34 protein-coding genes are annotated in these 22,958 nt (G+C 69.9%); 30 read left to right on the forward strand and 4 right to left on the reverse strand.

Annotated elements, in window-relative coordinates:
• From E1J50_RS19925 to E1J50_RS27495, 30 genes are all read left to right on the forward strand, one after another.
• The coding region (locus E1J50_RS19925; protein ID WP_245516665.1) for an EF-Tu C-terminal domain-related protein at positions 1 to 488 on the forward strand (488 nt) is incomplete at its 5' end.
• 87 nt (positions 489 to 575) lie between these two features.
• Positions 576 to 884 carry a 30S ribosomal protein S10 gene (gene rpsJ / locus E1J50_RS19930; protein ID WP_109895582.1) on the forward strand — a complete coding sequence of 103 codons (309 nt, stop codon included), beginning with the start codon at positions 576 to 578 and terminating at the stop codon, positions 882 to 884.
• A 48-nt stretch (positions 885 to 932) separates the two neighbouring features.
• The gene (rplC, locus tag E1J50_RS19935; RefSeq protein WP_132255565.1) at positions 933 to 1,658 is read left to right on the forward strand and encodes a 50S ribosomal protein L3; all 726 of its coding nucleotides are present in this window, start codon (positions 933 to 935) and stop codon (positions 1,656 to 1,658) included.
• Positions 1,658 to 2,278, forward strand: coding sequence for a 50S ribosomal protein L4 (gene rplD, locus E1J50_RS19940; protein ID WP_109895576.1), 621 nt, complete (start codon positions 1,658 to 1,660; stop codon positions 2,276 to 2,278). The genes rplC and rplD overlap by 1 nt, the downstream gene beginning before the upstream one ends.
• On the forward strand, positions 2,275 to 2,571 hold the full coding sequence (locus tag E1J50_RS19945) for a 50S ribosomal protein L23 (protein ID WP_132255566.1): 297 nt from the start codon (positions 2,275 to 2,277) through the stop codon (positions 2,569 to 2,571). Before rplD ends, E1J50_RS19945 begins: the two co-directional genes overlap by 4 nt.
• A 27-nt stretch (positions 2,572 to 2,598) precedes the next feature.
• Positions 2,599 to 3,435, forward strand: coding sequence for a 50S ribosomal protein L2 (rplB, locus tag E1J50_RS19950; protein ID WP_132255567.1), 837 nt, complete (start codon positions 2,599 to 2,601; stop codon positions 3,433 to 3,435).
• Between the two features lie 5 nt (positions 3,436 to 3,440).
• Positions 3,441 to 3,719: a 30S ribosomal protein S19 gene (rpsS, locus tag E1J50_RS19955; protein ID WP_109895570.1), complete on the forward strand. Its 279-nt coding sequence runs from the start codon at positions 3,441 to 3,443 to the stop codon at positions 3,717 to 3,719.
• A gap of 1 nt (position 3,720) precedes the next feature.
• Positions 3,721 to 4,107: a 50S ribosomal protein L22 gene (gene rplV / locus E1J50_RS19960; RefSeq protein WP_109895568.1), complete on the forward strand. Its 387-nt coding sequence runs from the start codon at positions 3,721 to 3,723 to the stop codon at positions 4,105 to 4,107.
• Between the two features lie 10 nt (positions 4,108 to 4,117).
• Complete coding sequence (rpsC, locus tag E1J50_RS19965) at positions 4,118 to 4,864, forward strand: 30S ribosomal protein S3 (RefSeq protein ID WP_132255568.1); 747 nt, start codon at positions 4,118 to 4,120, stop codon at positions 4,862 to 4,864.
• A 38-nt stretch (positions 4,865 to 4,902) separates the two neighbouring features.
• Positions 4,903 to 5,316: a 50S ribosomal protein L16 gene (rplP, locus tag E1J50_RS19970; RefSeq protein ID WP_132255569.1), complete on the forward strand. Its 414-nt coding sequence runs from the start codon at positions 4,903 to 4,905 to the stop codon at positions 5,314 to 5,316.
• An 11-nt stretch (positions 5,317 to 5,327) separates the two neighbouring features.
• The gene (gene rpmC, locus E1J50_RS19975; protein ID WP_109895562.1) at positions 5,328 to 5,543 is read left to right on the forward strand and encodes a 50S ribosomal protein L29; all 216 of its coding nucleotides are present in this window, start codon (positions 5,328 to 5,330) and stop codon (positions 5,541 to 5,543) included.
• 10 nt (positions 5,544 to 5,553) lie between these two features.
• Entirely contained in the window at positions 5,554 to 5,805 is a 252-nt protein-coding gene (gene rpsQ / locus E1J50_RS19980; protein WP_132255570.1) for a 30S ribosomal protein S17, read from the forward strand.
• A gap of 241 nt (positions 5,806 to 6,046) precedes the next feature.
• The gene (gene rplN, locus E1J50_RS19985) at positions 6,047 to 6,415 is read left to right on the forward strand and encodes a 50S ribosomal protein L14 (RefSeq protein WP_109895558.1); all 369 of its coding nucleotides are present in this window, start codon (positions 6,047 to 6,049) and stop codon (positions 6,413 to 6,415) included.
• Entirely contained in the window at positions 6,415 to 6,732 is a 318-nt protein-coding gene (gene rplX, locus E1J50_RS19990) for a 50S ribosomal protein L24 (protein ID WP_109895556.1), read from the forward strand. Before rplN ends, rplX begins: the two co-directional genes overlap by 1 nt.
• Complete coding sequence (gene rplE / locus E1J50_RS19995) at positions 6,725 to 7,291, forward strand: 50S ribosomal protein L5 (RefSeq protein WP_132255571.1); 567 nt, start codon at positions 6,725 to 6,727, stop codon at positions 7,289 to 7,291. Before rplX ends, rplE begins: the two co-directional genes overlap by 8 nt.
• Positions 7,292 to 7,333: 42 nt before the next feature.
• A complete protein-coding gene (rpsN, locus tag E1J50_RS20000; RefSeq protein ID WP_132255572.1) occupies positions 7,334 to 7,639 on the forward strand; it encodes a 30S ribosomal protein S14 in 306 nt (101 codons plus the stop codon).
• A 13-nt stretch (positions 7,640 to 7,652) separates the two neighbouring features.
• Positions 7,653 to 8,048 carry a 30S ribosomal protein S8 gene (rpsH, locus tag E1J50_RS20005; RefSeq protein ID WP_132255573.1) on the forward strand — a complete coding sequence of 132 codons (396 nt, stop codon included), beginning with the start codon at positions 7,653 to 7,655 and terminating at the stop codon, positions 8,046 to 8,048.
• Positions 8,049 to 8,070: 22 nt separating this feature from the next.
• Positions 8,071 to 8,604, forward strand: coding sequence for a 50S ribosomal protein L6 (gene rplF / locus E1J50_RS20010; protein WP_132255574.1), 534 nt, complete (start codon positions 8,071 to 8,073; stop codon positions 8,602 to 8,604).
• A 12-nt stretch (positions 8,605 to 8,616) separates the two neighbouring features.
• Complete coding sequence (gene rplR / locus E1J50_RS20015) at positions 8,617 to 8,979, forward strand: 50S ribosomal protein L18 (RefSeq protein ID WP_132255575.1); 363 nt, start codon at positions 8,617 to 8,619, stop codon at positions 8,977 to 8,979.
• A gap of 93 nt (positions 8,980 to 9,072) precedes the next feature.
• Entirely contained in the window at positions 9,073 to 9,660 is a 588-nt protein-coding gene (rpsE, locus tag E1J50_RS20020) for a 30S ribosomal protein S5 (protein ID WP_132255576.1), read from the forward strand.
• A 12-nt stretch (positions 9,661 to 9,672) separates the two neighbouring features.
• Positions 9,673 to 9,864: a 50S ribosomal protein L30 gene (gene rpmD / locus E1J50_RS20025; RefSeq protein ID WP_132255577.1), complete on the forward strand. Its 192-nt coding sequence runs from the start codon at positions 9,673 to 9,675 to the stop codon at positions 9,862 to 9,864.
• Between the two features lie 10 nt (positions 9,865 to 9,874).
• Positions 9,875 to 10,375, forward strand: a complete 501-nt coding sequence (rplO, locus tag E1J50_RS20030; protein ID WP_132255578.1) for a 50S ribosomal protein L15 — start codon at positions 9,875 to 9,877, stop codon at positions 10,373 to 10,375.
• A 138-nt stretch (positions 10,376 to 10,513) separates the two neighbouring features.
• Positions 10,514 to 11,860, forward strand: coding sequence for a preprotein translocase subunit SecY (gene secY, locus E1J50_RS20035; RefSeq protein ID WP_132255579.1), 1,347 nt, complete (start codon positions 10,514 to 10,516; stop codon positions 11,858 to 11,860).
• Positions 11,861 to 12,024: 164 nt separating this feature from the next.
• On the forward strand, positions 12,025 to 12,627 hold the full coding sequence (locus E1J50_RS20040) for an adenylate kinase (RefSeq protein ID WP_132255580.1): 603 nt from the start codon (positions 12,025 to 12,027) through the stop codon (positions 12,625 to 12,627).
• A 203-nt stretch (positions 12,628 to 12,830) separates the two neighbouring features.
• A complete protein-coding gene (gene rpsM, locus E1J50_RS20045) occupies positions 12,831 to 13,199 on the forward strand; it encodes a 30S ribosomal protein S13 (protein WP_132255581.1) in 369 nt (122 codons plus the stop codon).
• A gap of 166 nt (positions 13,200 to 13,365) precedes the next feature.
• On the forward strand, positions 13,366 to 13,755 hold the full coding sequence (gene rpsK, locus E1J50_RS20050; RefSeq protein ID WP_109895534.1) for a 30S ribosomal protein S11: 390 nt from the start codon (positions 13,366 to 13,368) through the stop codon (positions 13,753 to 13,755).
• 39 nt (positions 13,756 to 13,794) lie between these two features.
• Positions 13,795 to 14,670, forward strand: coding sequence for an MBL fold metallo-hydrolase (locus E1J50_RS20055; RefSeq protein ID WP_132255582.1), 876 nt, complete (start codon positions 13,795 to 13,797; stop codon positions 14,668 to 14,670).
• A 79-nt stretch (positions 14,671 to 14,749) separates the two neighbouring features.
• Complete coding sequence (locus E1J50_RS20060; protein WP_405029772.1) at positions 14,750 to 15,787, forward strand: DNA-directed RNA polymerase subunit alpha; 1,038 nt, start codon at positions 14,750 to 14,752, stop codon at positions 15,785 to 15,787.
• Between the two features lie 161 nt (positions 15,788 to 15,948).
• Positions 15,949 to 16,365, forward strand: a complete 417-nt coding sequence (rplQ, locus tag E1J50_RS20065; protein WP_132255584.1) for a 50S ribosomal protein L17 — start codon at positions 15,949 to 15,951, stop codon at positions 16,363 to 16,365.
• Between the two features lie 131 nt (positions 16,366 to 16,496).
• Positions 16,497 to 16,646 (forward strand): hypothetical protein, encoded by a 150-nt coding sequence (locus tag E1J50_RS27495; protein WP_165937929.1) that lies wholly within the window; start codon positions 16,497 to 16,499, stop codon positions 16,644 to 16,646.
• Positions 16,647 to 16,672: 26 nt separating this feature from the next.
• On the opposite strand, the gene E1J50_RS20070 is transcribed toward E1J50_RS27495, so the two are convergent.
• From E1J50_RS20070 to E1J50_RS20085, 4 genes are all read right to left on the reverse strand, one after another.
• Positions 16,673 to 18,535, reverse strand: a complete 1,863-nt coding sequence (locus E1J50_RS20070; protein WP_132255585.1) for a response regulator — start codon at positions 18,533 to 18,535, stop codon at positions 16,673 to 16,675.
• The gene (locus E1J50_RS20075; RefSeq protein ID WP_132255586.1) at positions 18,532 to 20,235 is read right to left on the reverse strand and encodes a response regulator; all 1,704 of its coding nucleotides are present in this window, start codon (positions 20,233 to 20,235) and stop codon (positions 18,532 to 18,534) included. The genes E1J50_RS20070 and E1J50_RS20075 overlap by 4 nt, the downstream gene beginning before the upstream one ends.
• Positions 20,232 to 21,278, reverse strand: a complete 1,047-nt coding sequence (cheB, locus tag E1J50_RS20080; RefSeq protein WP_132255588.1) for a chemotaxis-specific protein-glutamate methyltransferase CheB — start codon at positions 21,276 to 21,278, stop codon at positions 20,232 to 20,234. The genes E1J50_RS20075 and cheB overlap by 4 nt, the downstream gene beginning before the upstream one ends.
• Before the next feature lie 35 nt (positions 21,279 to 21,313).
• Positions 21,314 to 22,958: hybrid sensor histidine kinase/response regulator (locus E1J50_RS20085; RefSeq protein WP_132255587.1), on the reverse strand; the 1,645-nt coding region annotated here is incomplete at its 5' end.

The following is a 22,958-nucleotide window of genomic DNA, read 5'->3' on the forward strand; positions in this document are numbered from 1 at the left end:
AGCGCGGCATCATCAAGGTCGGCGAGACGGTGGAGATCGTGGGCATCCGCGCCACCCAGACCACCACGGTGACCGGCGTCGAGATGTTCCGCAAGCTGCTCGACCAGGGCCAGGCGGGCGACAACGTCGGCGTGCTGCTGCGCGGCACCAAGCGCGAGGACGTGGAGCGCGGCCAGGTCGTGTGCAAGCCGGGTTCGGTGAAGCCGCACACCAAGTTCAAGGCCGAGGCCTACATCCTGACCAAGGAGGAGGGCGGGCGCCACACGCCGTTCTTCACCAACTACCGCCCGCAATTCTACTTCCGCACCACGGACGTGACGGGCGTGTGCACCCTGCCGGAGGGCACCGAGATGGTGATGCCGGGCGACAACGTGACCATGGACGTCGCGCTGATCGTGCCCGTCGCCATGGAGGAGAAGCTGCGCTTCGCCATCCGCGAGGGCGGCCGAACCGTCGGCGCAGGCGTCGTCGCAGCCATCAACGAGTAAGCAGCAGCGCGAGCAACTCCCGCAGGGACAGATCGAGGGGTGGGCCCTCGCGCCCGCCCTTCGACATTCCCGCCGAGGTTTCAGGTCATGAACGGTCAGAATATCCGCATCCGCCTCAAGGCGTTCGATCATCGCATCCTCGATGCCTCGACCCGCGAGATCGTCTCCACCGCCAAGCGCACCGGCGCCCAGATCCGCGGCCCGATTCCGCTGCCGACGCATATCGAGAAGTTCACGGTCAACCGCTCGCCCCACATCGACAAGAAGTCGCGCGAGCAGTTCGAGATGCGCACGCACAAGCGGGTGCTCGATATCGTCGATCCGACCCCCCAGACCGTGGACGCGCTGATGAAGCTCGACCTCGCCGCTGGCGTGGACGTGGAGATCAAGCTCTGAGCCGCTGAGGCTTAGAGCTTACCGTTTCATCGCGCGAGGGAGACACCTATGCGCTCAGGCGTCATTGCACAGAAGGTCGGCATGACCCGCATCTTCACGGATGCGGGGGAGCATGTCCCCGTCACCGTGCTCAAGATCGATCAATGCCAGGTGGTTGCCCACCGCACCGTCGAGAAGAACGGCTACGTCGCGCTGCAGGTCGGCGTCGGCAAGGCCAAGGTCAAGAACGTGTCCCGCGCCGAGCGCGGCCGCTTCTCCGTCGCCAAGGTCGAGCCGAAGCAGAAGCTCGCCGAGTTCCGCGTCAGCGAGGATTCGCTGATCCCGGTCGGCGCCGAGATCACCGCGGACCACTTCATCCCCGGCCAGTTCGTGGACGTCACGGGCACGACCACGGGTAAGGGCTTCGCCGGCGGCATGAAGCGCTGGAACTTCGGCGGCCTGCGCGCCACGCACGGCGTGTCGATCTCGCACCGCTCGATCGGTTCGACCGGCGGCCGTCAGGATCCGGGCAAGACCTTCAAGAACAAGAAGATGCCGGGCCATCTCGGCGTCGAGCGCGTGACCACCCAGAACCTGCGCGTCGTGCGCACCGACCCCGAGCGCGGCCTCATCCTCGTCGAGGGTGCGGTGCCGGGCGTCGCCGGCGGCTGGATCCAGGTCCGCGACGCGGTGAAGCGCAAGCTCCCCGCCGATGTTCCGCTGCCGGGCAAGTTCCGTGAGAACGGCAACGCTGCCACGGCTCCCGAGGCTCCCGCTTCCGAGGAGAACGCGTGATGAAGCTCGATATCACCACGCTCGAAGGCGAAGGCGCCGGCTCGGTCGAGCTCGACGAGGCCATCTTCGGCCTCGAGCCCCGCGCCGACCTGCTGCAGCGCATGGTCCGCTGGCAGCTCGCCAAGCGCCGCGCCGGCACCCACGCCGTGCAGAACCGCTCGGACGTGAACCGGACGCGCAAGAAGCTCTACAAGCAGAAGGGCACCGGCAACGCCCGCCACGGCGCGGCCTCCGCGCCCCAGTTCCGCGGCGGCGGCCGGGCCTTCGGCCCGGTGGTGCGCGACCACGGCCACGACCTTCCCAAGAAGGTCCGCGCGCTGGCGCTGCGCCACGCCCTCTCGTCCAAGGCCAAGAGCGAGACGCTGATCGTCATCGACGACGTCAAGCTCGCCGAGGGCAAGACCAAGGTCCTGTCCGAGCGCTTCGGCAAGCTCGGACTGTCGAGCGCCCTCATCATCGGCGGCGCGGAGATCGACGCGAACTTCGGTCGCGCCGCCCGCAACCTGCCGCAGATCGACGTCCTGCCGGTGCAGGGCATCAACGTCTACGACATCCTGCGCCGTGAGAAGCTCGTTCTCACCCGCGCGGCGGTCGATGCGCTGGAGGCGCGTTTCAAATGAGTGCCGATCCGCGCCACTACGACGTGATCGTCTCGCCCGTGATCACCGAGAAGGCGACGAACCTGACCGAGCAGAACAAGGTCGTGTTCCGCGTCGCGCCGAAGGCCTCGAAGCCGCAGATCAAGGAAGCGGTCGAGAAGCTGTTCGACGTCAAGGTCACGGCGGTGAACACGCTCGTGACGAAGGGCAAGAAGAAGGTCTTCCGCGGGTTGCGCGGACAGCGTTCGGACGTGAAGAAGGCGATCGTCACCCTCGCCGAGGGCGATTCGATCGACGTCACGACGGGCCTCTGAGACGACCGGGTTTAGGGAACCAAGCCGATGGCCTTGAAGACATTCAAACCGGTCACGCCGAGCCTGCGCCAGCTCGTGCTGGTCGACCGCCGTGAGCTCTACAAGGGCAAGCCGGTGAAGGCGCTGACCGAGGGCAAGTCGTCCACGGGCGGCCGCAACAATCTCGGTCGCATCACCGTCCGCTTCCGCGGCGGCGGTCACAAGCGCGCCCTGCGCAACGTCGACTTCAAGCGTCGCGACCAGCTCGGCGTGACGGCGACGGTCGAGCGGATCGAGTACGATCCGAACCGCACGGCGTTCATCGCGCTGATCAACTACCCGGACGGCAAGCAGAGCTACATCCTGGCTCCCCAGCGCCTGCAGGCCGGGGACAAGGTGGTGGCGGCCGAGCAGGTCGACATCAAGCCGGGCAATGCCGGCCCGATCGGCAACATGCCGGTGGGCACGATCGTCCACAATGTCGAGCTGAAGATCGGCAAGGGCGGCGCGATCGCCCGGTCCGCGGGCAACTACGCCCAGATCGTCGGCCGCGACCAGGGCTACGTGACGCTGCGCCTGAACTCGGGCGAGCAGCGCCTCGTGCACGGTCAGTGCTTCGCGAGCGTGGGCGCGGTCTCGAACCCCGACCACATGAACATCTCGCTCGGCAAGGCCGGCCGCAACCGCTGGCTCGGCAAGCGCCCGCACAACCGCGGCGTCGCGATGAACCCGGTCGACCACCCGCACGGCGGCGGCGAGGGACGCACCTCGGGCGGCCGTAACCCGGTCACGCCGTGGGGCGTGCCCACGAAGGGGAAGAAGACCCGGTCCAACAAGCGGACCGACACCTTCATCCTGTCCAGCCGCCACAACCGCAAGAAGTAACCACCATGGCACGCTCCCTCTGGAAGGGGCCGTTCGTCGACGGCTACCTCCTCAAGAAGGCTGAGACCGCGCGCGGATCCAGCCGCAACGAAGTCATCAAGATCTGGAGCCGCCGCTCCACGATCCTGCCGCAGTTCGTCGGGCTCACCTTCGGTGTGCACAACGGGCAGAAGCACATCCCGGTCTACGTGTCCGAGGAGATGGTCGGTCACAAGTTCGGCGAGTTCTCGCCGACCCGCACCTTCCACGGTCACGCGGCCGACAAGAAGGCGAAGAGGCGCTGATATGGGCAAGCCCGCAACCCCCCGCGCGCTCCCCGAGAACGAGGCCAAGGCGGTCGCGCGGATGCTCCGCGTCAGCCCCCAGAAGCTGAATCTCGTCGCGCAGCTCATTCGCGGCAAGAAGGTCGAGTCGGCGCTCGCCGACCTCGAATTCTCCCGCAAGCGGATCGCCCGCGAGGTCAAGAAGTGCCTCGAGAGCGCGATCGCCAACGCCGAGAACAACCACGACCTGGACGTCGACGATCTCGTCGTCTCCCAGGCCTTCGTCGGCAAGGCGCTCGTCCTGAAGCGGTTCCACGCCCGTGCGCGTGGCCGCGGCGCCCGCATCCTGAAGCCCTTCTCGAACCTCACCATCGTGGTTCGCGAAGTCCCGTCCGCCGAAGCGGCGTGAGGAGGATCTGATGGGCCAGAAAGTCAATCCGATCGGTCTGCGTCTCGGCATCAACCGGACGTGGGATTCCCGCTGGTTCGCCCAGAAGGGCGAGTACGCCAGGCTGATGCACGAGGACGTCGCGATCCGCGCCGCCCTCATGAAGCAGCTCAAGCAGGCCGCGGTCTCGAAGATCGTCATCGAGCGCCCGCACCGGAAGTGCCGCGTCACCATCCACTCGGGCCGCCCGGGCGTGGTGATCGGCAAGAAGGGCGCGGACATCGAGAAGCTGCGCAAGCTCGTCGGCACGATGACCAAGGCCGACGTGACGATCAACATCGTCGAGGTGCGCAAGCCCGAGATCGACGCCACGCTCGTGGCCGACTCGATCGCCCAGCAGCTCGAGCGCCGCGTCGCCTTCCGTCGCGCCATGAAGCGCGCCGTGCAGTCGGCGATGCGCCTCGGCGCCGAGGGTATCCGCATCACCTGCTCGGGCCGTCTCGGCGGTGCCGAGATCGCCCGGACCGAGTGGTACCGCGAGGGCCGCGTGCCCCTGCACACGCTGCGCGCCGACGTCGATTACGGCACGGCCACCGCCTTCACGACCTACGGGACGTGCGGCATCAAGGTGTGGGTGTTCAAGGGCGAGATCCTCGAGCACGACCCGATGGCGCAGGACAAGAAGGCGCAGGACGAGGGTGGCCGGTCCGGCGGCCGTCGTGAGCGCGACGGTGAGGGTGGCCGCGAGCGCGGCCGGCGCGATCACGCCAACGCGTGATCGGCGCTCCGCGCGACAGGAAGGTTTGAGAGGCTGCCATGCTGCAACCCAAGAAGACGAAGTTCCGCAAGCAGTTCAAGGGCCGCATCCACGGGACGGCCAAGGGCGGCTTCGACCTGAACTTCGGCCAGTTCGGCCTGAAGGCCGTGGAGCCCGAGCGCGTCACCGCGCGGCAGATCGAGGCGGCCCGCCGCGCGATCACCCGCGAGATGAAGCGCCAGGGCCGCGTCTGGATCCGCGTGTTCCCGGACGTCCCCGTGTCGTCCAAGCCCACCGAGGTCCGCATGGGCTCCGGCAAGGGCGCGCCGGATTACTGGGCCGCCCGCGTCCATCCTGGCCGCATCATGTTCGAGGTCGACGGCGTCGCCGAGGATATCGCCCGTGAGGCCCTGCGCCTCGGCGCGGCCAAGCTCCCCGTGCGGACCCGCGTCGTCGCCCGCATCGCAGATTGAGGAGGGAGATCATGAAGTCGTCCCAGAGACTGTCTGATCTGAAGGCCTTGTCCGCGGATCAGCTGAACGACGAGTTGCTGAACCTCAAGAAGGAGCAGTTCAACCTGCGCTTCCAGGGGGCCACCGGCCAGCTCGAGAACGTCGCCCGCGTCCGCGAGGTCCGTCGCGACATCGCCCGTGTCCGCACGCTGCAGCGTCAGAAGACGCTGGCCTCGACGCAGGCCTGAGGAGTCCACCATGCCGAAGCGCGTATTGCAGGGCGTCGTCGTCAGCGACAAGGGCGAGAAGACCATCGTCGTGAAGGTGGAGCGCCGCTTCACCCATCCGGTGATGAAGAAGACCGTCCGCCGCTCGAAGAACTACCATGCCCATGACGAGGCGAATGCCGCCAAGGTCGGGCAGACGGTGTTCATCGAGGAGTGCCGCCCCTTCTCCAAGACCAAGACCTGGAAGCTCGTCGAGGGCAACGAGGTCGCCGCGAGCGCCTGAGGCGCTCGCGAAGACACCCTTGCGCGAATCGCCCGGACGGTGTAACCGACCGGCCTTCGCGAAAGTTCAGAGGGGATGCCTGGCATCCCCCGTCGACTGCGGTGACCGCGCCGGTGCCACCAAGCGCCGATAGCGCGGTCTGTCATATGAGCCGGGGACATCAGATCCCCATCAGGCGTCGTCCGCCGGGCAATACCGCCCGCGTGCGGAAACCCGCCTGAAACAAGGAAAGGTCACTCCCGTGATCCAGATGCAGACGAATCTGGACGTCGCCGACAATTCTGGTGCACGCCGCGTGATGTGCATCAAGGTGCTCGGCGGGTCGAAGCGCAAGTACGCCGGCGTCGGCGACATCATCGTGGTCTCCGTGAAGGAGGCCATCCCGCGCGGCCGCGTGAAGAAGGGCGACGTCATGAAGGCGGTCGTCGTTCGCACCGCCAAGGACGTGAAGCGTCCCGACGGCTCGGTCATCCGCTTCGACAAGAACGCCGCCGTCCTGATCAACAATCAGAAGGAGCCGATCGGCACCCGCATCTTCGGGCCCGTGCCGCGGGAACTGCGCGCACGCAACCACATGAAGATCATCTCGCTGGCTCCTGAGGTGCTGTGATGGCTGCCAAGATCAAGAAGGGCGACACGGTCGTCGTCCTCACCGGCCGCGACGCGGGTCGCTCCGGGGAGGTCATCCAGGTCCTGCCGAAGGAGAACCGGGCCCTCGTGCGCGGTATCAACCTCGTCAAGCGCCACCAGCGCCAGACGCAGAGCCAGGAGGGCGGCATCATCTCGAAGGAGGCCGCCATTCACCTGTCCAACATCGCGGTCGCCGATCCCAAGGACGGCAAGGCGACGCGTGTGGGTTTCCGCATTCTCGAGGACGGCCGCAAGGTTCGGTTCGCCAAGCGCTCGGGGGATCTGATCGATGGCTGAGGCAAACATGGACGCCTACACCCCGCGTCTGCGCAAGCATTACGACGAGGTGGTTCGGCAGAAGCTGATCGAGGAGTTCGGCTACAAGAACCCCATGCAGGTGCCGCAGATCGAGAAGATCGTCATCAACATGGGCGTCGGCGAGTCGACCGCCGATTCGAAGAAGGCCACGGTCGCCGCGGGCGACCTCGCGCTGATCGCCGGCCAGAAGCCGGTCATCACCCGGGCCCGCAAGGCGATCGCGACCTTCAAGGTCCGCGAGGGCATGCCGATCGGCTGCAAGGTCACCCTGCGCAAGACGCGCATGTACGAGTTCATGGACCGGCTGATCACGATCGCGCTCCCGCGCGTCCGCGACTTCCGCGGCCTGAACCCGAAGTCGTTCGACGGGCGCGGCAACTTCGCCCTCGGCCTCAAGGAGCACCTCGTGTTCCCGGAGATCTCGTACGACAAGGCCGAGCAGATGTGGGGCATGGACATCGTGGTCACCACGACGGCCAAGACCGACGAGGAGGCCCGCGCCCTCCTCAAGCATTTCCGCTTCCCGTTCCGGCAGTAAGAGCGGCGACGCTCTTAGACGCGGACACTGGAGAGAGACAGCATGGCTAAGAAAAGCTCAGTCGAGAAGAACAACCACCGCAAGGCGCTGGTGAAGCGCTTCGCCGAGAAGCGCAAGGCGCTGCTCGCGACCGCCAACAACGAGTCCCTCGAGATGGAGGAGCGCTTCGAGGCGCGCCTCAAGCTCGCGGAGCTGCCCCGCAACTCGTCGGCCACGCGCATCCGCAACCGCTGCGAGATGACCGGCCGTCCGCGCGCCTTCTATCGCAAGATGGGCATCTCGCGCGTCGCGTTGCGTGAGCTCGGCAACCGGGGCCTGATCCCCGGTCTCGTCAAGTCGAGCTGGTAAGGAGGCAGTCACCATGGTCAACGATCCCGTGGGTGATATGCTCACCCGCATCCGCAACGGTCAGCAGCGCCGCCGCAACGTCGTGCAGACGCCCGGCTCGCGCCTGCGCGCCAGCGTTCTCGACGTCCTCAAGTCCGAGGGCTACATCCGCGACTACGCGACCACGGACCTCGGCAACGGGCGCACCGAGTTCGCGATCGAGCTGAAATACTACGACGGCAAGCCCGTCATCCGCTCGATCCAGCGCGTGTCGAAGCCCGGCCGCCGGGTCTACTCGTCGGTCGGCGAGCTGCCCCGCGTCGCCGACGGCCTCGGCATCACCATCGTGTCCACCCCGCAGGGCGTCATGGCCGACCACGAGGCGCGCGAGCGCAACGTCGGCGGCGAGTTGCTCTGCAAGGTGTTCTGATCGCAGGCGAGAGGAGAAGGCTATGTCTCGCGTAGGCAAGAAGCCCGTGTCCGTCCCGTCCGGCGTGACGGCCACGGTGACGGGCCAGACGGTGAAGATGAAGGGTTCCAAGGGCGAGCTGCAGTTCGTCGTGCCGAGCCTCGTCGATGTCGCCCTGGAGAACGGCGCGATCTCGGTCACGCCGAAGAACCAGTCCAAGGAGGCCCGCTCGCTGTGGGGCACCTCCCGGGCGCAGGTCGCGAACCTCGTCGAGGGCGTGTCGAAGGGCTTCGAGAAGAAGCTCGAGATCACCGGCGTCGGCTACCGCGCCGCGATGGCCGGCAAGGCCCTCAAGCTGTCGCTCGGCTACAGCCACGACATCGAGTACGAGATCCCGGCCGGCATCACGATCGTGACGCCCAAGCCCACGGAGATCGTGATCTCCGGGATCGACCGGCAGCGTGTCGGCCAGGTCGCCGCCGAGATCCGCGACTATCGCGGCCCCGAGCCCTACAAGGGCAAGGGCGTGAAGTATGCGGGCGAGTTCATCTTCCGCAAGGAAGGCAAGAAGAAGTAAGGACCCGCCACCATGTCACGCAAGAACGAAGCACTCGACCGCCGCAAGGCGCGTGTGCGCCGCGCGCTGCGGGCGGCGGCCAACGGGCGGCCCCGGCTCTCGGTGTTCCGCTCCTCGAAGCAGATCTACGTCCAGGTCATCGACGATGCGCAGGGCCGCACCCTGGCCTCCGCCTCGTCGCTGGAGAAGGATCTGAAGGCGAGCCTGAAGACCGGCGCGGACGTCGCGGCGGCCTCCGCCGTCGGCAAGCTCGTCGCCGAGCGCGCCAAGGCGGCCGGGGTCACGCAGGTGATCTTCGATCGCTCGGGCTACATCTTCCACGGGCGCATCAAGGCGCTCGCCGACGCCGCCCGCGAGGGTGGCCTCGACTTCTGATCGGCGGTGAGGGGGCGGTCCGCCGCCCCCGAGACGGACGGCATCAAGCGAGCGGGCCCGCCGCCCGCGTCAGTGAGAGAGACAAGGTACAAGATGGCACGTGAACGTGAAGGCGGTGGCCGCGGCCGCCGCGACGAGCGCGAGGAGCGCGACAGCGAGTTCGTGGACAAGCTCGTCCACATCAACCGCGTCGCCAAGGTGGTGAAGGGCGGCCGTCGCTTCGGCTTCGCGGCCCTCGTCGTCGTCGGCGACCAGAAGGGCCGCGTCGGCTTCGGCCACGGCAAGGCCCGCGAGGTGCCGGAGGCGATCCGCAAGGCGACCGAGGCGGCCAAGCGCGGCCTGATCCGCGTCTCGCTGCGCGAGGGCCGGACCCTGCACCACGACGTGCACGGCCGCCACGGCGCCGGCAAGGTCATCCTGCGCGCCGCGCCCCAGGGCACCGGCATCATCGCGGGCGGCCCGATGCGCGCCGTCTTCGAGACGCTCGGCATGCAGGACGTGGTGGCGAAGAGCCTCGGCTCCTCGAACCCCTACAACCTCGTGCGCGCCACCTTCGAGGCGCTCAAGAACGAGGACAGCCCGCGCGCGGTCGCCGCGCGCCGCGGCCTCAAGGTGTCGGCCCTCCAGGCCCGGCGCCGCGATGCCGACCCGTCCGACATGTCCGAAGCGGCCGTGGCGTAAGGGGAGGGCAGCATGGCTACCAAGACTGTCCGCGTCCAGCAGATCGGCTCGCCGATCCGCCGTGAGGCCTCTCAGCGCGCGACGCTGATCGGCCTCAAGCTGAACAAGCTGCACCGCATCTCCGAGCTCGAGGACACGCCCTCGGTGCGCGGCATGATCCGCAAGGTGCATCACCTCGTGCGCGTCCTCGACGGCGCGGCTTGAGGAGGGCGAGATGAAGCTCAACGAGATCCGCGACAACGACGGCGCGACCAAGAACCGAATGCGCGTCGGCCGGGGCATCGGCTCCGGCAAGGGCAAGACCGCGGGACGCGGCGTGAAGGGCCAGAAGGCCCGGACCGGCGTGTCCATCAAGGGCTTCGAGGGCGGTCAGATGCCGCTGCATCGTCGCCTGCCGAAGCGCGGCTTCAACAACATCCACGCCGCCGACCTGAACGAGGTGAATCTCGGCCGGGTCCAGGAGGCGATCGAGGCGGGCCGGCTCGACAAGGGCGCGACCGTCACGGTCGAGGCGCTCGTCGAGGCCGGCATCATCGCCCGTCCCCGCGACGGCGTGAAGCTCCTCGGCGTCGGCGAGCTCAGCACCAAGCTCGCCTTCGAGGTCACCCGCGCCTCCAAGTCCGCCATCGAGGCGGTCGAGAAGGCCGGCGGCAGCGTTACGGTCGTCTACGCCTCCGGCGTGTCGACCCGGGGCTCGGCCGCGGCGACGGCCTGACGGGCAGTTGCGCCGGGTTTGGACAGCCCTTAAGTCGAAGCGCTGAGCGGCGGCCCGTGCGACCTCGCGCGTGGCCGCCGCTTCGTTTTCACGGGTGCTCCCCGGAGCCCCGCACCATCCGATCTCAGGAATCCGGCCATGGCCTCAGCCGCCGAGCAGCTTGCCGCCAACCTCAATTTCGGGGCGATCGCGAAGGCCGATGAGCTCAAGAAGCGCATCTGGTTCACGCTCGGCGCGCTCGTGGTGTTCCGGCTGGGCACCTACATCCCGATCCCGGGCATCGACCCGGAGCAGTTCGCGCGGAACTTCCAGCAGCAGGCGGGCGGCGTGCTCGGCCTGTTCAACATGTTCTCGGGCGGGGCGGTGGAGCGCATGGCGATCTTCGCGCTCAACATCATGCCCTACATCTCGGCCTCGATCATCATCCAGCTCCTCACCTCGGTGATCCCGAGCCTGGAGACGCTGAAGAAGGAGGGCGAGTCCGGCCGCAAGGTCATCAACCAGTACACGCGCTACCTCACGGTGCTCCTGGCGCTCGTCCAGTCCTGGGGCATCGCCGTCGGCCTGCAGAGCTCGAGCGCGGCGATCGACCCCGGTCCGTTCTTCCTGCTCTCCACGGTGATCACGCTCACCGGCGGCACCCTGTTCCTGATGTGGATCGGCGAGCAGATCACCTCGCGGGGCATCGGCAACGGCTCCTCGCTGATCATCTTCGCCGGCATCGTCGCCCACCTGCCCACCGCCATCATTGGCGCGCTGGAACTCGGCCGCACGGGCGCGCTCTCCTCGGCCGTGATCCTCGGCGTCGGCGTCGCGGCGGTGGGGCTCGTCTACTTCATCGTGTTCATGGAGCGCGCCCAGCGCCGGCTCCTGATCAACTACCCGAAGCGCCAGGTCGGCAACCGCATGTACGAGGGCCAGACCTCGTTCCTGCCGCTCAAGCTCAACACCTCGGGCGTGATCCCGCCGATCTTCGCCTCCTCCCTGCTGCTGCTGCCGGCGACGGTGGCGAGCTTCTCGGCCAACCAGGGCTCGACGGGGATCCTCGGCACGCTGACGACCTATCTCGGGCACGGGCGGCCGCTCTACATGCTGCTCTACGCCGCCCTGATCATCTTCTTCGCCTTCTTCTACACGGCCGTGGTGTTCAACCCGCAGGAGACGGCAGACAACCTGAAGAAGCATGGCGGCTTCATCCCCGGCATTCGTCCGGGCGAGCGCACCGCCACCTTCATCGACAAGGTGCTGACCCGCATCACGGCGATCGGCGCGCTCTACCTCACCTTCGTCTGCCTCGTGCCGGAGATCCTGGCCTCCTACGCCTCGGCGAGCCTGGGCTTCGGCGGCACCTCGCTCCTCATCGTCGTCTCGGTGACGATGGACACGGTCGCGCAGATCCACGGGCACCTGATGGCGCACCAGTACGAGGGTCTCGTGAAGAAGGCGAAGCTGCGCGGCGCCTCGACGACGACCCGGCGGCGCTGAGCGCGGGAAACAAACCCCGCCGACACGTCAGCGTTGGCCCTTTCTCCGACTCCACGGGGGGCCGAAAACCGCTAGAACGTGTCGGACGGCGGCGATGCCGGGGAGGCTTCGCCGGGTAGACGCCCTGCAAGCCCGAATGCGGGCAATGGACGAGGACAGACGCCATGCGGATCATTCTGCTCGGGCCCCCCGGGGCGGGCAAGGGACCCCAATCCGAGCGGATCGTCGAGCGGTTCGGCATACCGCAGCTCTCCACCGGGGACATGCTGCGCGCGGCGGTCGCCGCCGGCACGCCGGTCGGCCTCGAGGCGAAGGCGGTGATGGAGAGCGGGGGCCTCGTGCCCGACTCGGTCGTGGTCGGCATCGTGGCGGACCGGATCGAGGAGGCGGATGCCAAGCGCGGCTTCATCCTCGACGGCTTCCCGCGGACGGTCGAGCAGGCGAAGGCCCTCGACGCGATGCTAGCCGAGAAGGGGCTGTCCCTCTCGACGGTGATCGAGCTGAAGGTGGACGAGGACGCCCTCGTCGGGCGCATCGCCAAGCGCGCCGAGGAGACCGCCGCCAAGGGCCTGCCGGTCCGCAAGGACGACACGCCGGAGGTGTTCAAGACCCGCTTCGACGCCTATCGCCGCCAGACCGCTCCGCTCTCCGACCATTATTCCGGGACCGGCATGCTGGAGACGGTCGACGGCATGAAGCCGATCGACGCGGTGACGCAGGATCTCTTCGCCCTGCTGGAGCGCCACGCGGAGAAAGCCGTCTCCTGAGCCGCACCATGCGGTTGACAAGACACCCGGCCCGCGCTAGCAGGCCGGTCTTCGTCCAGACGGAAGTTGGTCCGGGGCGTCCCGTACGGGGCGGCCGCGGGCCGATTTGTCGTTAGCGGCGCGCAGGGGCCGGACTCCACCGGACGCGCGCGACACCCGAGTAGAGCCCCCGCCGCAGGCGTGGGGCCATATGGAGCAGCACCTTGGCCCGTATCGCAGGCGTCAACATCCCGACGAACAAGCGCGTCGTCATCGCGCTTCAATACATCCACGGCATCGGCTCCAAGAAGGCCGAGGAGATCACCGAGAAGGTCGGCATCCCGGCCGAGCGCCGCGTGAACCAGCTCACCGACGCCGAGGTGCTCCAGATCCGCGAGACGATCGACCGCGACTATCTCGTCGAGGGCGATCTGCGCCGCGAAGTCTCGATGAACATCAAGCGCCTGATGGATCTCGGCTGCTACCGCGGCCTGCGCCATCGCCGCAGCCTGCCCGTCCGCGGCCAGCGCACGCACACCAACGCCCGCACCCGCAAGGGCAAGGCGAAGCCGATCGCCGGCAAGAAGAAGTAAGGTTTCGGCTTGGGAGGCCGCCGCGCGGCCTCCCTGCCCGTCGCGCCGGGCGCTCCGGCGTCGGCAACGAGGCGGCACGGCCCTGCGAGGCGGCGCCGCCCGATCCCCAAGAAAAATCCCGAGCGCCTGGTGTTACGGGCGTGCCTGAAGGAAGTGAGCGAGAGATATGGCCAAGGAACCGACCCGCGTCCGCCGGCGCGAACGCAAGAACATCGTCTCGGGCGTCGCCCACGTGAACGCGTCGTTCAACAACACGATGATCACGATCACGGACGCGCAGGGCAACACGATCTCGTGGTCGTCGGCCGGCGCGATGGGCTTCAAGGGCTCGCGGAAGTCGACTCCCTACGCCGCGCAGGTCGCCGCCGAGGATGCCGCCCGCAAGGCGTCCGAGCACGGCATGCGCACCCTGGAGGTCGAGGTGTCGGGTCCGGGCTCCGGCCGCGAGTCGGCGCTCCGCGCGCTGCAGGCGGCGGGCTTCACCGTGACCTCGATCCGCGACGTCACGTCGATCCCGCATAACGGCTGCCGCCCGCGCAAGCGCCGCCGCGTCTGAGCGGGGCTCGGCGAGGCATCGGAACACGGAGGGATATTCGTGGCGGAAGGTTCGAAGCCGCTCCCGGGCGCCCTGCGCTGGCAGCTCGGCGATCTGACGGTCACCGTCCTCAACGACGGTTACCTGCAGGGCTCCATCGACCTCGTCACGGGCATCTCCAAGGCGGAGGCCGGCGCGCTACAGGCGGCCGGCTTTCGTGCTGAGGCCCCCCGGATCACGCTGAACGCCTTCCTGATCACCGGTCCCGGCCGCAAGCCGGTGCTGATCGACACGGGCTTCGGTGGCTTCGGCGGCGACACCCTGGGGCGCGTGCCGGCGGCCCTCGCCCATGCAGGGGTGAAGCCGGAGGAGATCGAGACCGTTCTCCTCACCCACCTTCACCCCGACCACGCGGGCGGGCTGCTCGCGGGGGGGAAGGCGGCCTATCCGAACGCCGAGATCGTGCTCCACGCCGACGAGCAGGCGCACTGGCTCGGCGAGGGCGCGCTCGCCCGTGCGCCGGAGGGGGCCAAGCCCTATTTCGAGATCGCCGCCAAGGCGACCGCACCCTATGCCGGCCGCACCCGGACGATCGGCGGGGGCGAGGAGGTGGTGCCGGGCGTCACCGCCGTGCACCTGCCCGGCCACACGCCGGGCCATACGGGCTTCCGGATCACGTCCGGGGACAGGACGCTGATGATGTGGACGGACGTGGTGCACCTGCCCGCGATCCAGTTCAAGCAGCCGGAGGCCGGCGTCAGCTTCGACGTGGACGGGGATCAGGCCCGCTCCACGCGCAAGCGGATCCTCGACGAGGTGGCGGGCAGCCGCAGCTTCATCGGGGGCTCGCATCTCGAATTCCCGGCGCTCGGCTACGTCGTGCGTGAGGGCGCCGGATACAGCTTCGTGCCGGAGCTCTGGGTCGCGGCACATTAGGCAACCATTCGGACGCCGGTCCCGGCGGGGGTGAAGGGACCGGCATCCCGCGCGGACCACGCGAGCGGACCGCGCCCGTATTGCGAGAGGTAGGATCGTGGTCATTCAGAAGAACTGGCAAGAGCTCATCAAGCCGAACAAGCTCCAGGTGACGACCGGGGACGACCCGAAGCGCGTCGCCACCGTCGTGGCCGAGCCGCTCGAGCGCGGCTTCGGCACGACCCTCGGCAACTCGCTGCGCCGGGTGCTGCTGTCCTCGCTCCAGGGCGCGGCCGTGACCTCGGTGCAGATCGACGGCGTGCTGCACGAGTTCTCCTCGATCCCGGGCGTGCGCGAGGACGTCACCGACATCGTCCTCAACATCAAGACCATCGCGATCCGCTCGCAGACCGACCAGCCGAAGCGCATGACCCTGCGCAAGACCGGACCCGGCGTCGTGACGGCGGGCGACATCGGCGTCGTCGGCGACATCCAGATCCTGAACCCCGACCTCGCGATCTGCACCCTCGACGACGGGGCGGAGATCCGCATGGAGTTCACGGTCGCCACCGGCAAGGGCTACGTCCCGGCCGAGCGCAACCGTCCCGAGGACGCCCCGATCGGCCTCATCCCGGTCGACGCCCTGTTCTCGCCGGTGACCAAGGTCTCCTACCGCGTCGAGACGACCCGCGAGGGCCAGGACCTCGACAAGGACAAGCTGACCATGACGGTCGAGACCAACGGCGCGGTCTCGCCGGAGGATGCGCTGGCCTACGCCGCGCGCATCATCCAGGACCAGCTGCAGGTCTTCGTGAACTTCGAGGAGCCCCGCAAGGAGGAGGCCGCGCCGCTCGCGCCGCAACTCCCCTTCAACCCGGCGCTGCTCAAGAAGGTGGACGAGCTCGAGCTGTCGGTCCGTTCGGCGAACTGCCTGAAGAACGACAACATCGTCTATATCGGCGACCTCATCCAGAAGTCGGAGGGTGAGATGCTGCGCACCCCGAACTTCGGCCGCAAGTCGCTCAACGAGATCAAGGAAGTGCTCGCCGGCATGGGCCTGCACCTCGGCATGGACGTGCCGGGCTGGCCGCCGGAGAACATCGAGGATCTCGCCAAGCGCTTCGAGGAGCATTACTGAGGCGCTCGCCTAACCCGAGACGTCGATCGGGACCCGGCGCATCGTCGCCGGGCCCTTCGCCGAGACATCCCGCCGCGGGGTCAAGCGGAACGAACAGCCTCGCTCCCGAGGCGCCTGGCCGTACCGTGGCACGGCGGCCATAGAACGAAGGACAGCCAATCATGCGTCACGGTTTCCGCGGTCGCCGCTTCAACCGCACGGTCGAGCACCGCAAGGCGATGTTCGCCAACATGTCCGCCGCGCTGATCAAGCACGAGCAGATCATCACCACCCTGCCGAAGGCGAAGGACCTGCGTCCGGTCGTCGAGAAGCTGATCACGCTCGGCAAGACCGACAGCGTCCATGCCCGGCGCCTCGCCATGTCGCAGCTGCGCGACGAGGCGATGGTGAAGAAGCTCTTCGCCGTGCTCGGCCCGCGCTACAACGCCCGCCCGGGCGGCTATTGCCGCATCATGAAGGCCGGCTTCCGCTATGGCGACAACGCCCCGATGGCGGTCATCGAGTTCGTGGACCGGGACGTCGACGCCCGCGGCAAGGATTCGGGCCCGGCCCAGGGCGGCGAGGCCGCCGCGGCCTGAGCCGCAGCGATCAGGCGATCAGACGAGAGGGGCGGCCGAGAGGCCGCCCCATTTTCGTTGCCGGCCGCAACGAGCCCGAAGGCCGCGCGTGTCCTGATGCGGGCGCCGGAGCTCGGCGCTACGACCTCGCGGTGACCGACAATCCCGGCGCGGGCCGGGCGCAGCTGCTGCGCGGCTGCCTCGGCCGCTGGATCGCGATGGACGTGCGGATGCCTTCCGGGGCGGTCCACCGGGGCTGGATGCCCCGCACCTGCGCCCACCAGCTCACCACCTGCGGCTGAGGCGGGGGCGGCCGGTGCCCGGCGGCCTATCCGGCCCCGCCCTCCAGCAGCTTCGAGACCCGCGCCGCGAGGTCGCCCGAGCCGAACGGCTTCTTGAGGACCGGCACGTCCTCCGGGATCTGCATCGCCTCGGCGTGGCCCGTCAGGATCAGCACGGGCAGGTCCGGCCAGCGCTCGCGGACGGTCGCGGCGAGGTCCACGCCCGTGATGCCGGGCATGGCGAGGTCGGCCACGACGAGATCGAAGCGGCTCTCCTCCAGGAGGGCAATGGCCGCGGCCCCGTCCGGCGCCTCGGTCTCCCGGTAGCCGAAATCGCTGAGGAAGGAGGCGGTGACGTGCCGGACCTCCTCGTCGTCGTCGACGACGAGGATGCGGGCGGGCCGCGCGGCGACGGGCGCCTCCGCGGCCGGGGCGGCCTCGGCCTCCGCCGCCGTCTCGGCCGGCGGCAGCAACAGCTCCACCAGGGTGCCGCGCCCGACCGCGCTGTCGATGCGCAGCCGCCCCTTCGATTGCTGGGCGAGGCCGAACACCATGGCGAGGCCGAGACCGGTCCCCTGGCCCACCGCCTTGGTGGTGAAGAACGGCTCGCAGACCCGCTGCAGGATCTCCGGCGGGATGCCGGTGCCCATATCCGCGACGCTGACGGCGAGGTAGCTGCCGGCGGGCAGTTCCGGGTCGTCGGCGACGCGCACGAGGCCGGTGGCGATGGTGATGGTGCCGCCCTCCGGCATCGCGTCGCGGGCGTTGATGCAGAGGTTGAGGATCGCGAGTTCGAGCTGGTCCGGGTCGACGAGGGCCGCGGGCAGGTCCGGCCCGAGCCGCGTCGTCACCGTGACGAGCCCGCCGAGGCTGCGTCCGAGCAGGGCGTCCATGCCCTCGATCAGGGCGTTCACGTCCGTCGAGCGGGCCTGCAGGTCGTGCGAGCGGCTGAAGCTGAGGAGGCGCTTCGTGAGGGAGGCGCCGCGCTGCGCGGCCTGGGTGGCGTTGTCGATCAGGCGGCGCACCCGCGGCTGGTCGCCGACCTTCGGCCCGGCAAGTTCCAGGCTCCCGAGGATGGCGGTGAGCAGGTTGTTGAAATCGTGCGCGATGCCGCCCGCGAGCGTGCCGAGCGCCTGCATCTTGTCCGATTGGCGCAGCCGCGCCTCCAGCGACTTCTGCTCGGTGACGTCGCGCTCGATGGTGGCGAGATGCGCGATCGTGCCGGAGGGGTCGCGGATCGGCACCCGCGTCACCTGGCTCCAGCGCTCGGCGCCGGCCGGGCCCTCCGCGTCGAGGCTCTCGACCGCCTCGCCGGAGGCCATCGCGGCGGCGTCCGCCCGCTCCGCGGCCGCACCGCGGTCCCCCGCCACCTCGGCCTCCGTCCGCCCGAGGCAGGATCCGGCATCGCTGCCGAGCAGAGCCGCCTTGCGGGCGTTGAGGCGCACGAAGCGCGCGCGCGCGTCCTTGAACGAGATCGCGTCGTCGGAATGCTCCAGGAGCCCCCGCAGCAGGGCGCGCTCCGTGGCGAGCTCGCGCCCGAGCCGGTGCCGGTCGAACGCGTTGCCGACCGTGTGGCGCAGCAGCGCCGCATCCCACGGTTTCGTGACGTAGCCGGTAATCCCGCCCCGGTTGAGCGCCGCGATGACCGCGCTGATATCCGCGTAGCCCGTCAGCAGGATCGCCTGCGCCTCGTGGAAGCTGCGGGCCTCCGCCAGCATGGCGTCGCCGGTCATGTCGGGCATGCGCTGGTCGGAGAGGATCACGGCGATGTCCGGATCCTCGACGAGCATCGCCAGCGCCTGGGCGGGCTTCGTCGTGGTGACGACGCGATAGGTCTCCTCGAACAGGTCCTCGAGGGCGATCAGGATGTCCGGCTCGTCGTCGACGGCTAGGATCGTGCCTCTCGTCATGCGCTGTCCGCCTGCCGTGGGATGCCGATCACGAAGCAGGCTCCACCTCCTGACGCCGTCTCGACGGTGAGCGAGCCGCTATGCGCCTGAACGACGCTGTATGCAATCGCGAGCCCGAGGCCGGTCCCGGAGCCCACGGGCTTCGTCGTGAAGAAGGGCTCGAAGATCTTTTCCCGCAGATCCTCGGAGATGCCGGGCCCCGTGTCGCTGATGCGGATGACGTCGGTGTCGGCGCTGCTCTCGGTCACGATGCGGATCGTGCCGCCCTCGGGCATCGCGTCGGCGGCGTTGCCGAGGATGTTCATCACGACCTGATTGAGGAGGGCGGGGGTGCAGTGGATCTCGGGGCGGCCGGAGAAGTCCCGCTCCACCGCGATGCGGCCGCCGAGCTTGTGCTGGATCAGCGCCAGCACCGTCTCGATCGCCTCGGGCACGTGCACCCGGGAGCGCTCGCCCTCGTCGAGGCGGGAGAACTTGCGCAGGTTCAGCACGAGGTCCTGAATGCGGGTGAGCCCCATCCGCATCGAGCCGATGCGATCCCGCGCCTTGGCGAGCGAGCGCTCGGCCAGGGCGTCGCCGGGGGGTGCCGGCACCTCGCCGAGGAGGCGCTCGACGGTGCCCTGATGCGCCAGGATGAAGGCGAGGGGGTTGTTGATCTCGTGGGCGATGCCGGCCACGAGTTCGCCGAGCGAGGCCATCTTGGCGGCCTGGACGAGCTTCGCCTGCGCCTCCGTGAGCTTGCGGTTGGCGTCCGCGAGGTCCCGGTTCGCCTGTTCCAGGGCGCCCGCGAGCTTGGCACGGGCCTCGGCCGCCTCGGCCTCGGCGCGGGCCCGCTCCAGCTCCCGCTCCCGGTCGCCGAACTCGCCCGCGATGCGGCGGTTGTCCTCCTCCAGCAGGCGGCGGCGGACGAGGCCGCGCACCCGCATCACGAGGACGTCGCCGTCCGCCTTCGACACCACGTCGTCGGCGCCGGCCGCGAAGGCGGCGACGAGGAAATCCTTGGCGGGCGCGCTCCCGGCGATGCCGACGAGGTGGAAGGGCGCGGCCCCCTCGGCGGAGGCGCGCCGCGCATCGATGGCCCGGCACAGGTCGAGCCCGTCATAGGCCGGCCCGAGGAGGTCGAGCGTCACGCAGTCGAAGGTGGCGCCCGGCGCATCGAGGGCGGCGAGGGCCGCCTCGGGCCCGTCCGCGGCGGTGACCGCGTGGCCCTCCTGGGTGAGGAGCCCGGCGAGGAAGGTGCGGTAGGTGGCGCTGCCGTCGACCACGAGGACACGCCCGCGCCGGAAGGCGGCGACGCCCGGCCCCTCGGCGGACGAACCGCCCTTGCGCTCGCGCAGCAGCGCGCGGATGCGCAGGATCAGGAGGTCGCGGTCGGCCGATTTCGCCACGTAGGCGTCGGCCCCGCTCTCCAGCCCCTGGCGCTCCCCGTCGCGGGCGCCCGTCAGCATCAGGAGGGGCAGGGCGCGGGTGCGCAGCGACAGGCGCAGCTGCCGCGTGAACTCGTCCCCGTTCATGCCGGGCAGGTGGTGGTCGGCGACCACGAGGTCGGGGAGGCTGGTGTTGAGGTGATCGAGCGCGGCCTCCGCCGTGGGGCAGCGCTCCACCGCGAAGCCGCGGCTCTCGAGGAGCAGGCGCAGCTCCAGGGCCTGCGTCTCCGAATCCTCCACCAGCAGGAGGCGCGGGCGTGGCCCCTCGCTCACGGCTGCGGATCCGGCTGGATGACCCGCAGGATCTGCCCGGCCACGCGGTCGAGGGGGAGCACGCCGCGGGCGGCGGAGAGGCGCACGGCGGCGGCCGGCATCCCGTAGACGACCGCCGTGCTCTCGTGCTCGGCGATGGTCTCGGCGCCAGCCCGGCGCATGTCGAGGAGGCCGAGCGCGCCGTCCTCGCCCATGCCGGTGAGGAGCACCCCGATGCCTCGGTTCCCGGCGTGGCGCGCGAGCGAGCGGAACAGAACGGTGGCGGCCGGCCTCTGGCCGCCCACGGGGGCCGAGTCGAGGATGCGCAGGATGCCGTTCGGGCCGAGTTCGAGGTGCCGGTCGCCCGGCGCCACGTAGACGCGGCCGCCCTCGGCCCGCTCGCCGTCCCGGGCGAGGGCCACGGGCAGCGGCACCACGCCGTTGAGCCAGGCGGCGAAGCCCTCCATGAAGGCCGCGCCCATGTGCTGGACGACGAGGACGGGGAGGGGGAAATCCTCCGGCAGGGCGCCGATGACGCGGGCGAGCGCCGGCGGCCCGCCGGTCGAGGCCGCGATGGCGAGGATCGTCGGCCGGTCCGGCGGGTCGGCGTCCGGCGCGGCCTGGGGGGCGGGGCGGCGCCCGGCCCATTCGGAGCCGATCGGCCGGCGCCGGATCACCGGCACCTGGGCCATGATGCGCAATTGCGTGCAGATCTCGCCGGCCACCGCGTCGTAGCCGGAATGGGTCGTGGCGACCGGCTTCTCGACCACCGAGAGGGCGCCGGCGCGCAGGGCGTTCATGGAGATGCGAAGCGAGGCATCCTCGACCGAATCCGCCACCACGACGATCGGGGTCGGATGCTCGGCCATGATGCGACGGGTCGTCTCCAGGCCGTCGATGCCGGGCAGGCGGATGTCCATGGAGATCACGTCGGGCCGCACGGCGGCGATCTGCTCCAGCGCCTCCTCGCCCGAGGCCACCGCCGCGACGAGGAGGAGGCGCGGGTCGCGCCCGACGATGTGCGTCAGGAGGTGGCGCACGACGAGGCTGTCCTCGACGAGCATCACCCGGACCGGGCCATCGGACGCGGCGCCCCCGTTCACAGCAGCTGCCCGATCGTGTCGAGGAGCTGGCGCTGGTCGAATTTCTGCTTGGTCAGATAGGCGTCCGCGCCGAGTTCCAGCCCGCGGTTCACGTCCTCGGCGTCGCCCCGGGAGGTCATCAGGATCACCGGCAGGCGTGCGAAGGCCTCGTCGGCGCGCAGCGCCTTGAGGAGGCCGAACCCGTCGAGGCGGGGCATCTCCACGTCCGCGACGACGAGGTCGACCCTCTCGATATCGGCGCGCAGCCGGTCGAGAGCGTCCTGCCCGTCGACGCAGACGACCACGCGGTACCCGGCCGCTTCCAAGATCCCCTTCTCCAAAGTCCGCGTGGTGATGGAATCGTCCACGACGAGAATCGTCGAACGTGGCGCCGCAGCGCCCGTTCCGCCCGGGTCGGCGCGCGATTCCGCCGCGCCGCCCGCGATGCCGGCTGATCTGGCCTCGGCGGCCCGCGCGGCAAGCCCCTCCGGGTCGAGAACGAGGGCCGGCACGTCGCCGGGCAGGATCACGGTGCCCGACACGATCGCCGCGTCGGCCCCGATCGGGGGTGCGGGCAGGACGAGCAGGGTGCGCACGTCGCGAAGGGCCTCGACCGCGAGCACGAAGCCGCCGGCGGACCGCAGCAGCACGGCCGTGAGGCTCGCCCCCTCCACCGGCTCGGCCGAGGGCGCACCGACGAGCTCGGACAGGGTGTAGACCGGCAGGGTCCGCTCCGCGCCGTCGCCCTCGATCGACAGGACCGGCCGCCCTAGGGCGCGGCCGAGGCGCGCGCGCTCGTGGCGCAGCAGGCGCTCCACCGACGCGCCGGGCAGGGCGTAGACCGCGCCGCCCGCCTCGACGAGGAGCAGGGTGCGGCGGGAGGCCGAGAGCGGCAGGCTCATCACGAGGGATGTGCCCCAGGGCTCGCGCGGCTCGAGCCGCACGCTGCCGCGCAGGGAGCGCACCGCGTCGGCGACGACCGACAGCCCGAAGCCCCGGCCCGACAGGGTGTCGACCGCCTGCGCCGTCGAGAAGCCGGGCTCGAAGACGAGGCCGAGGAGGGCGTCGGGCTCGGCCGCCTCGCCGGGGGAGAGCAGGCCCCGGCGGCGGGCATTGGCCTCGATCGCCGGGAGGTTCGGGCCCGCCCCGTCGTCGTGGACGCCGATGTGGAGACGCCCACCGCGCAGGCCGATCTCGAAGTGGATCGCGAGCGCCGGCGGCTTGCCGGCGCGGCGGCGGGCCTCCGGCGGCTCGGCGCCGTGGCTCAGGGCGTTGCGCAGCGCGTGCAGGACCGGGTCCTTCAGGATCTGCAGGAGACCCCGGTCGAGGGGCAGGTCGAGGCCCGTGACGGTGAGGTCGATCTCGCGGCCCTGCTCGCGGGCGGTCTCGCGCAGCGAGCGCGCGAAGCCGCCGAACACGGTCTCGGCCGGCACCAGGGCGAGGCGCTCGGCCTGGGTCCGCACCCGCGCCGCCGCCGCGTCGATCGCGCTCGCGGCCCCGGCCTGCCGGCGGGCGAGATCGCTCGCCTCCCGGGCCAGCGCCGCGAGGCCCGCCTCGATGCCGCGCAGATCCGTGCGCAGGGCGTCGAGGGCGGCCGAGAGCGCGTCCGGATCGAGCCCGCGCCCCGGACCCGCGAGGCGGGCCAGCGCGCCGCCCGCCCGG

Source organism: Methylobacterium segetis (genome assembly GCF_004348265.1).
GTDB lineage: Bacteria > Pseudomonadota > Alphaproteobacteria > Rhizobiales > Beijerinckiaceae > Methylobacterium > Methylobacterium segetis.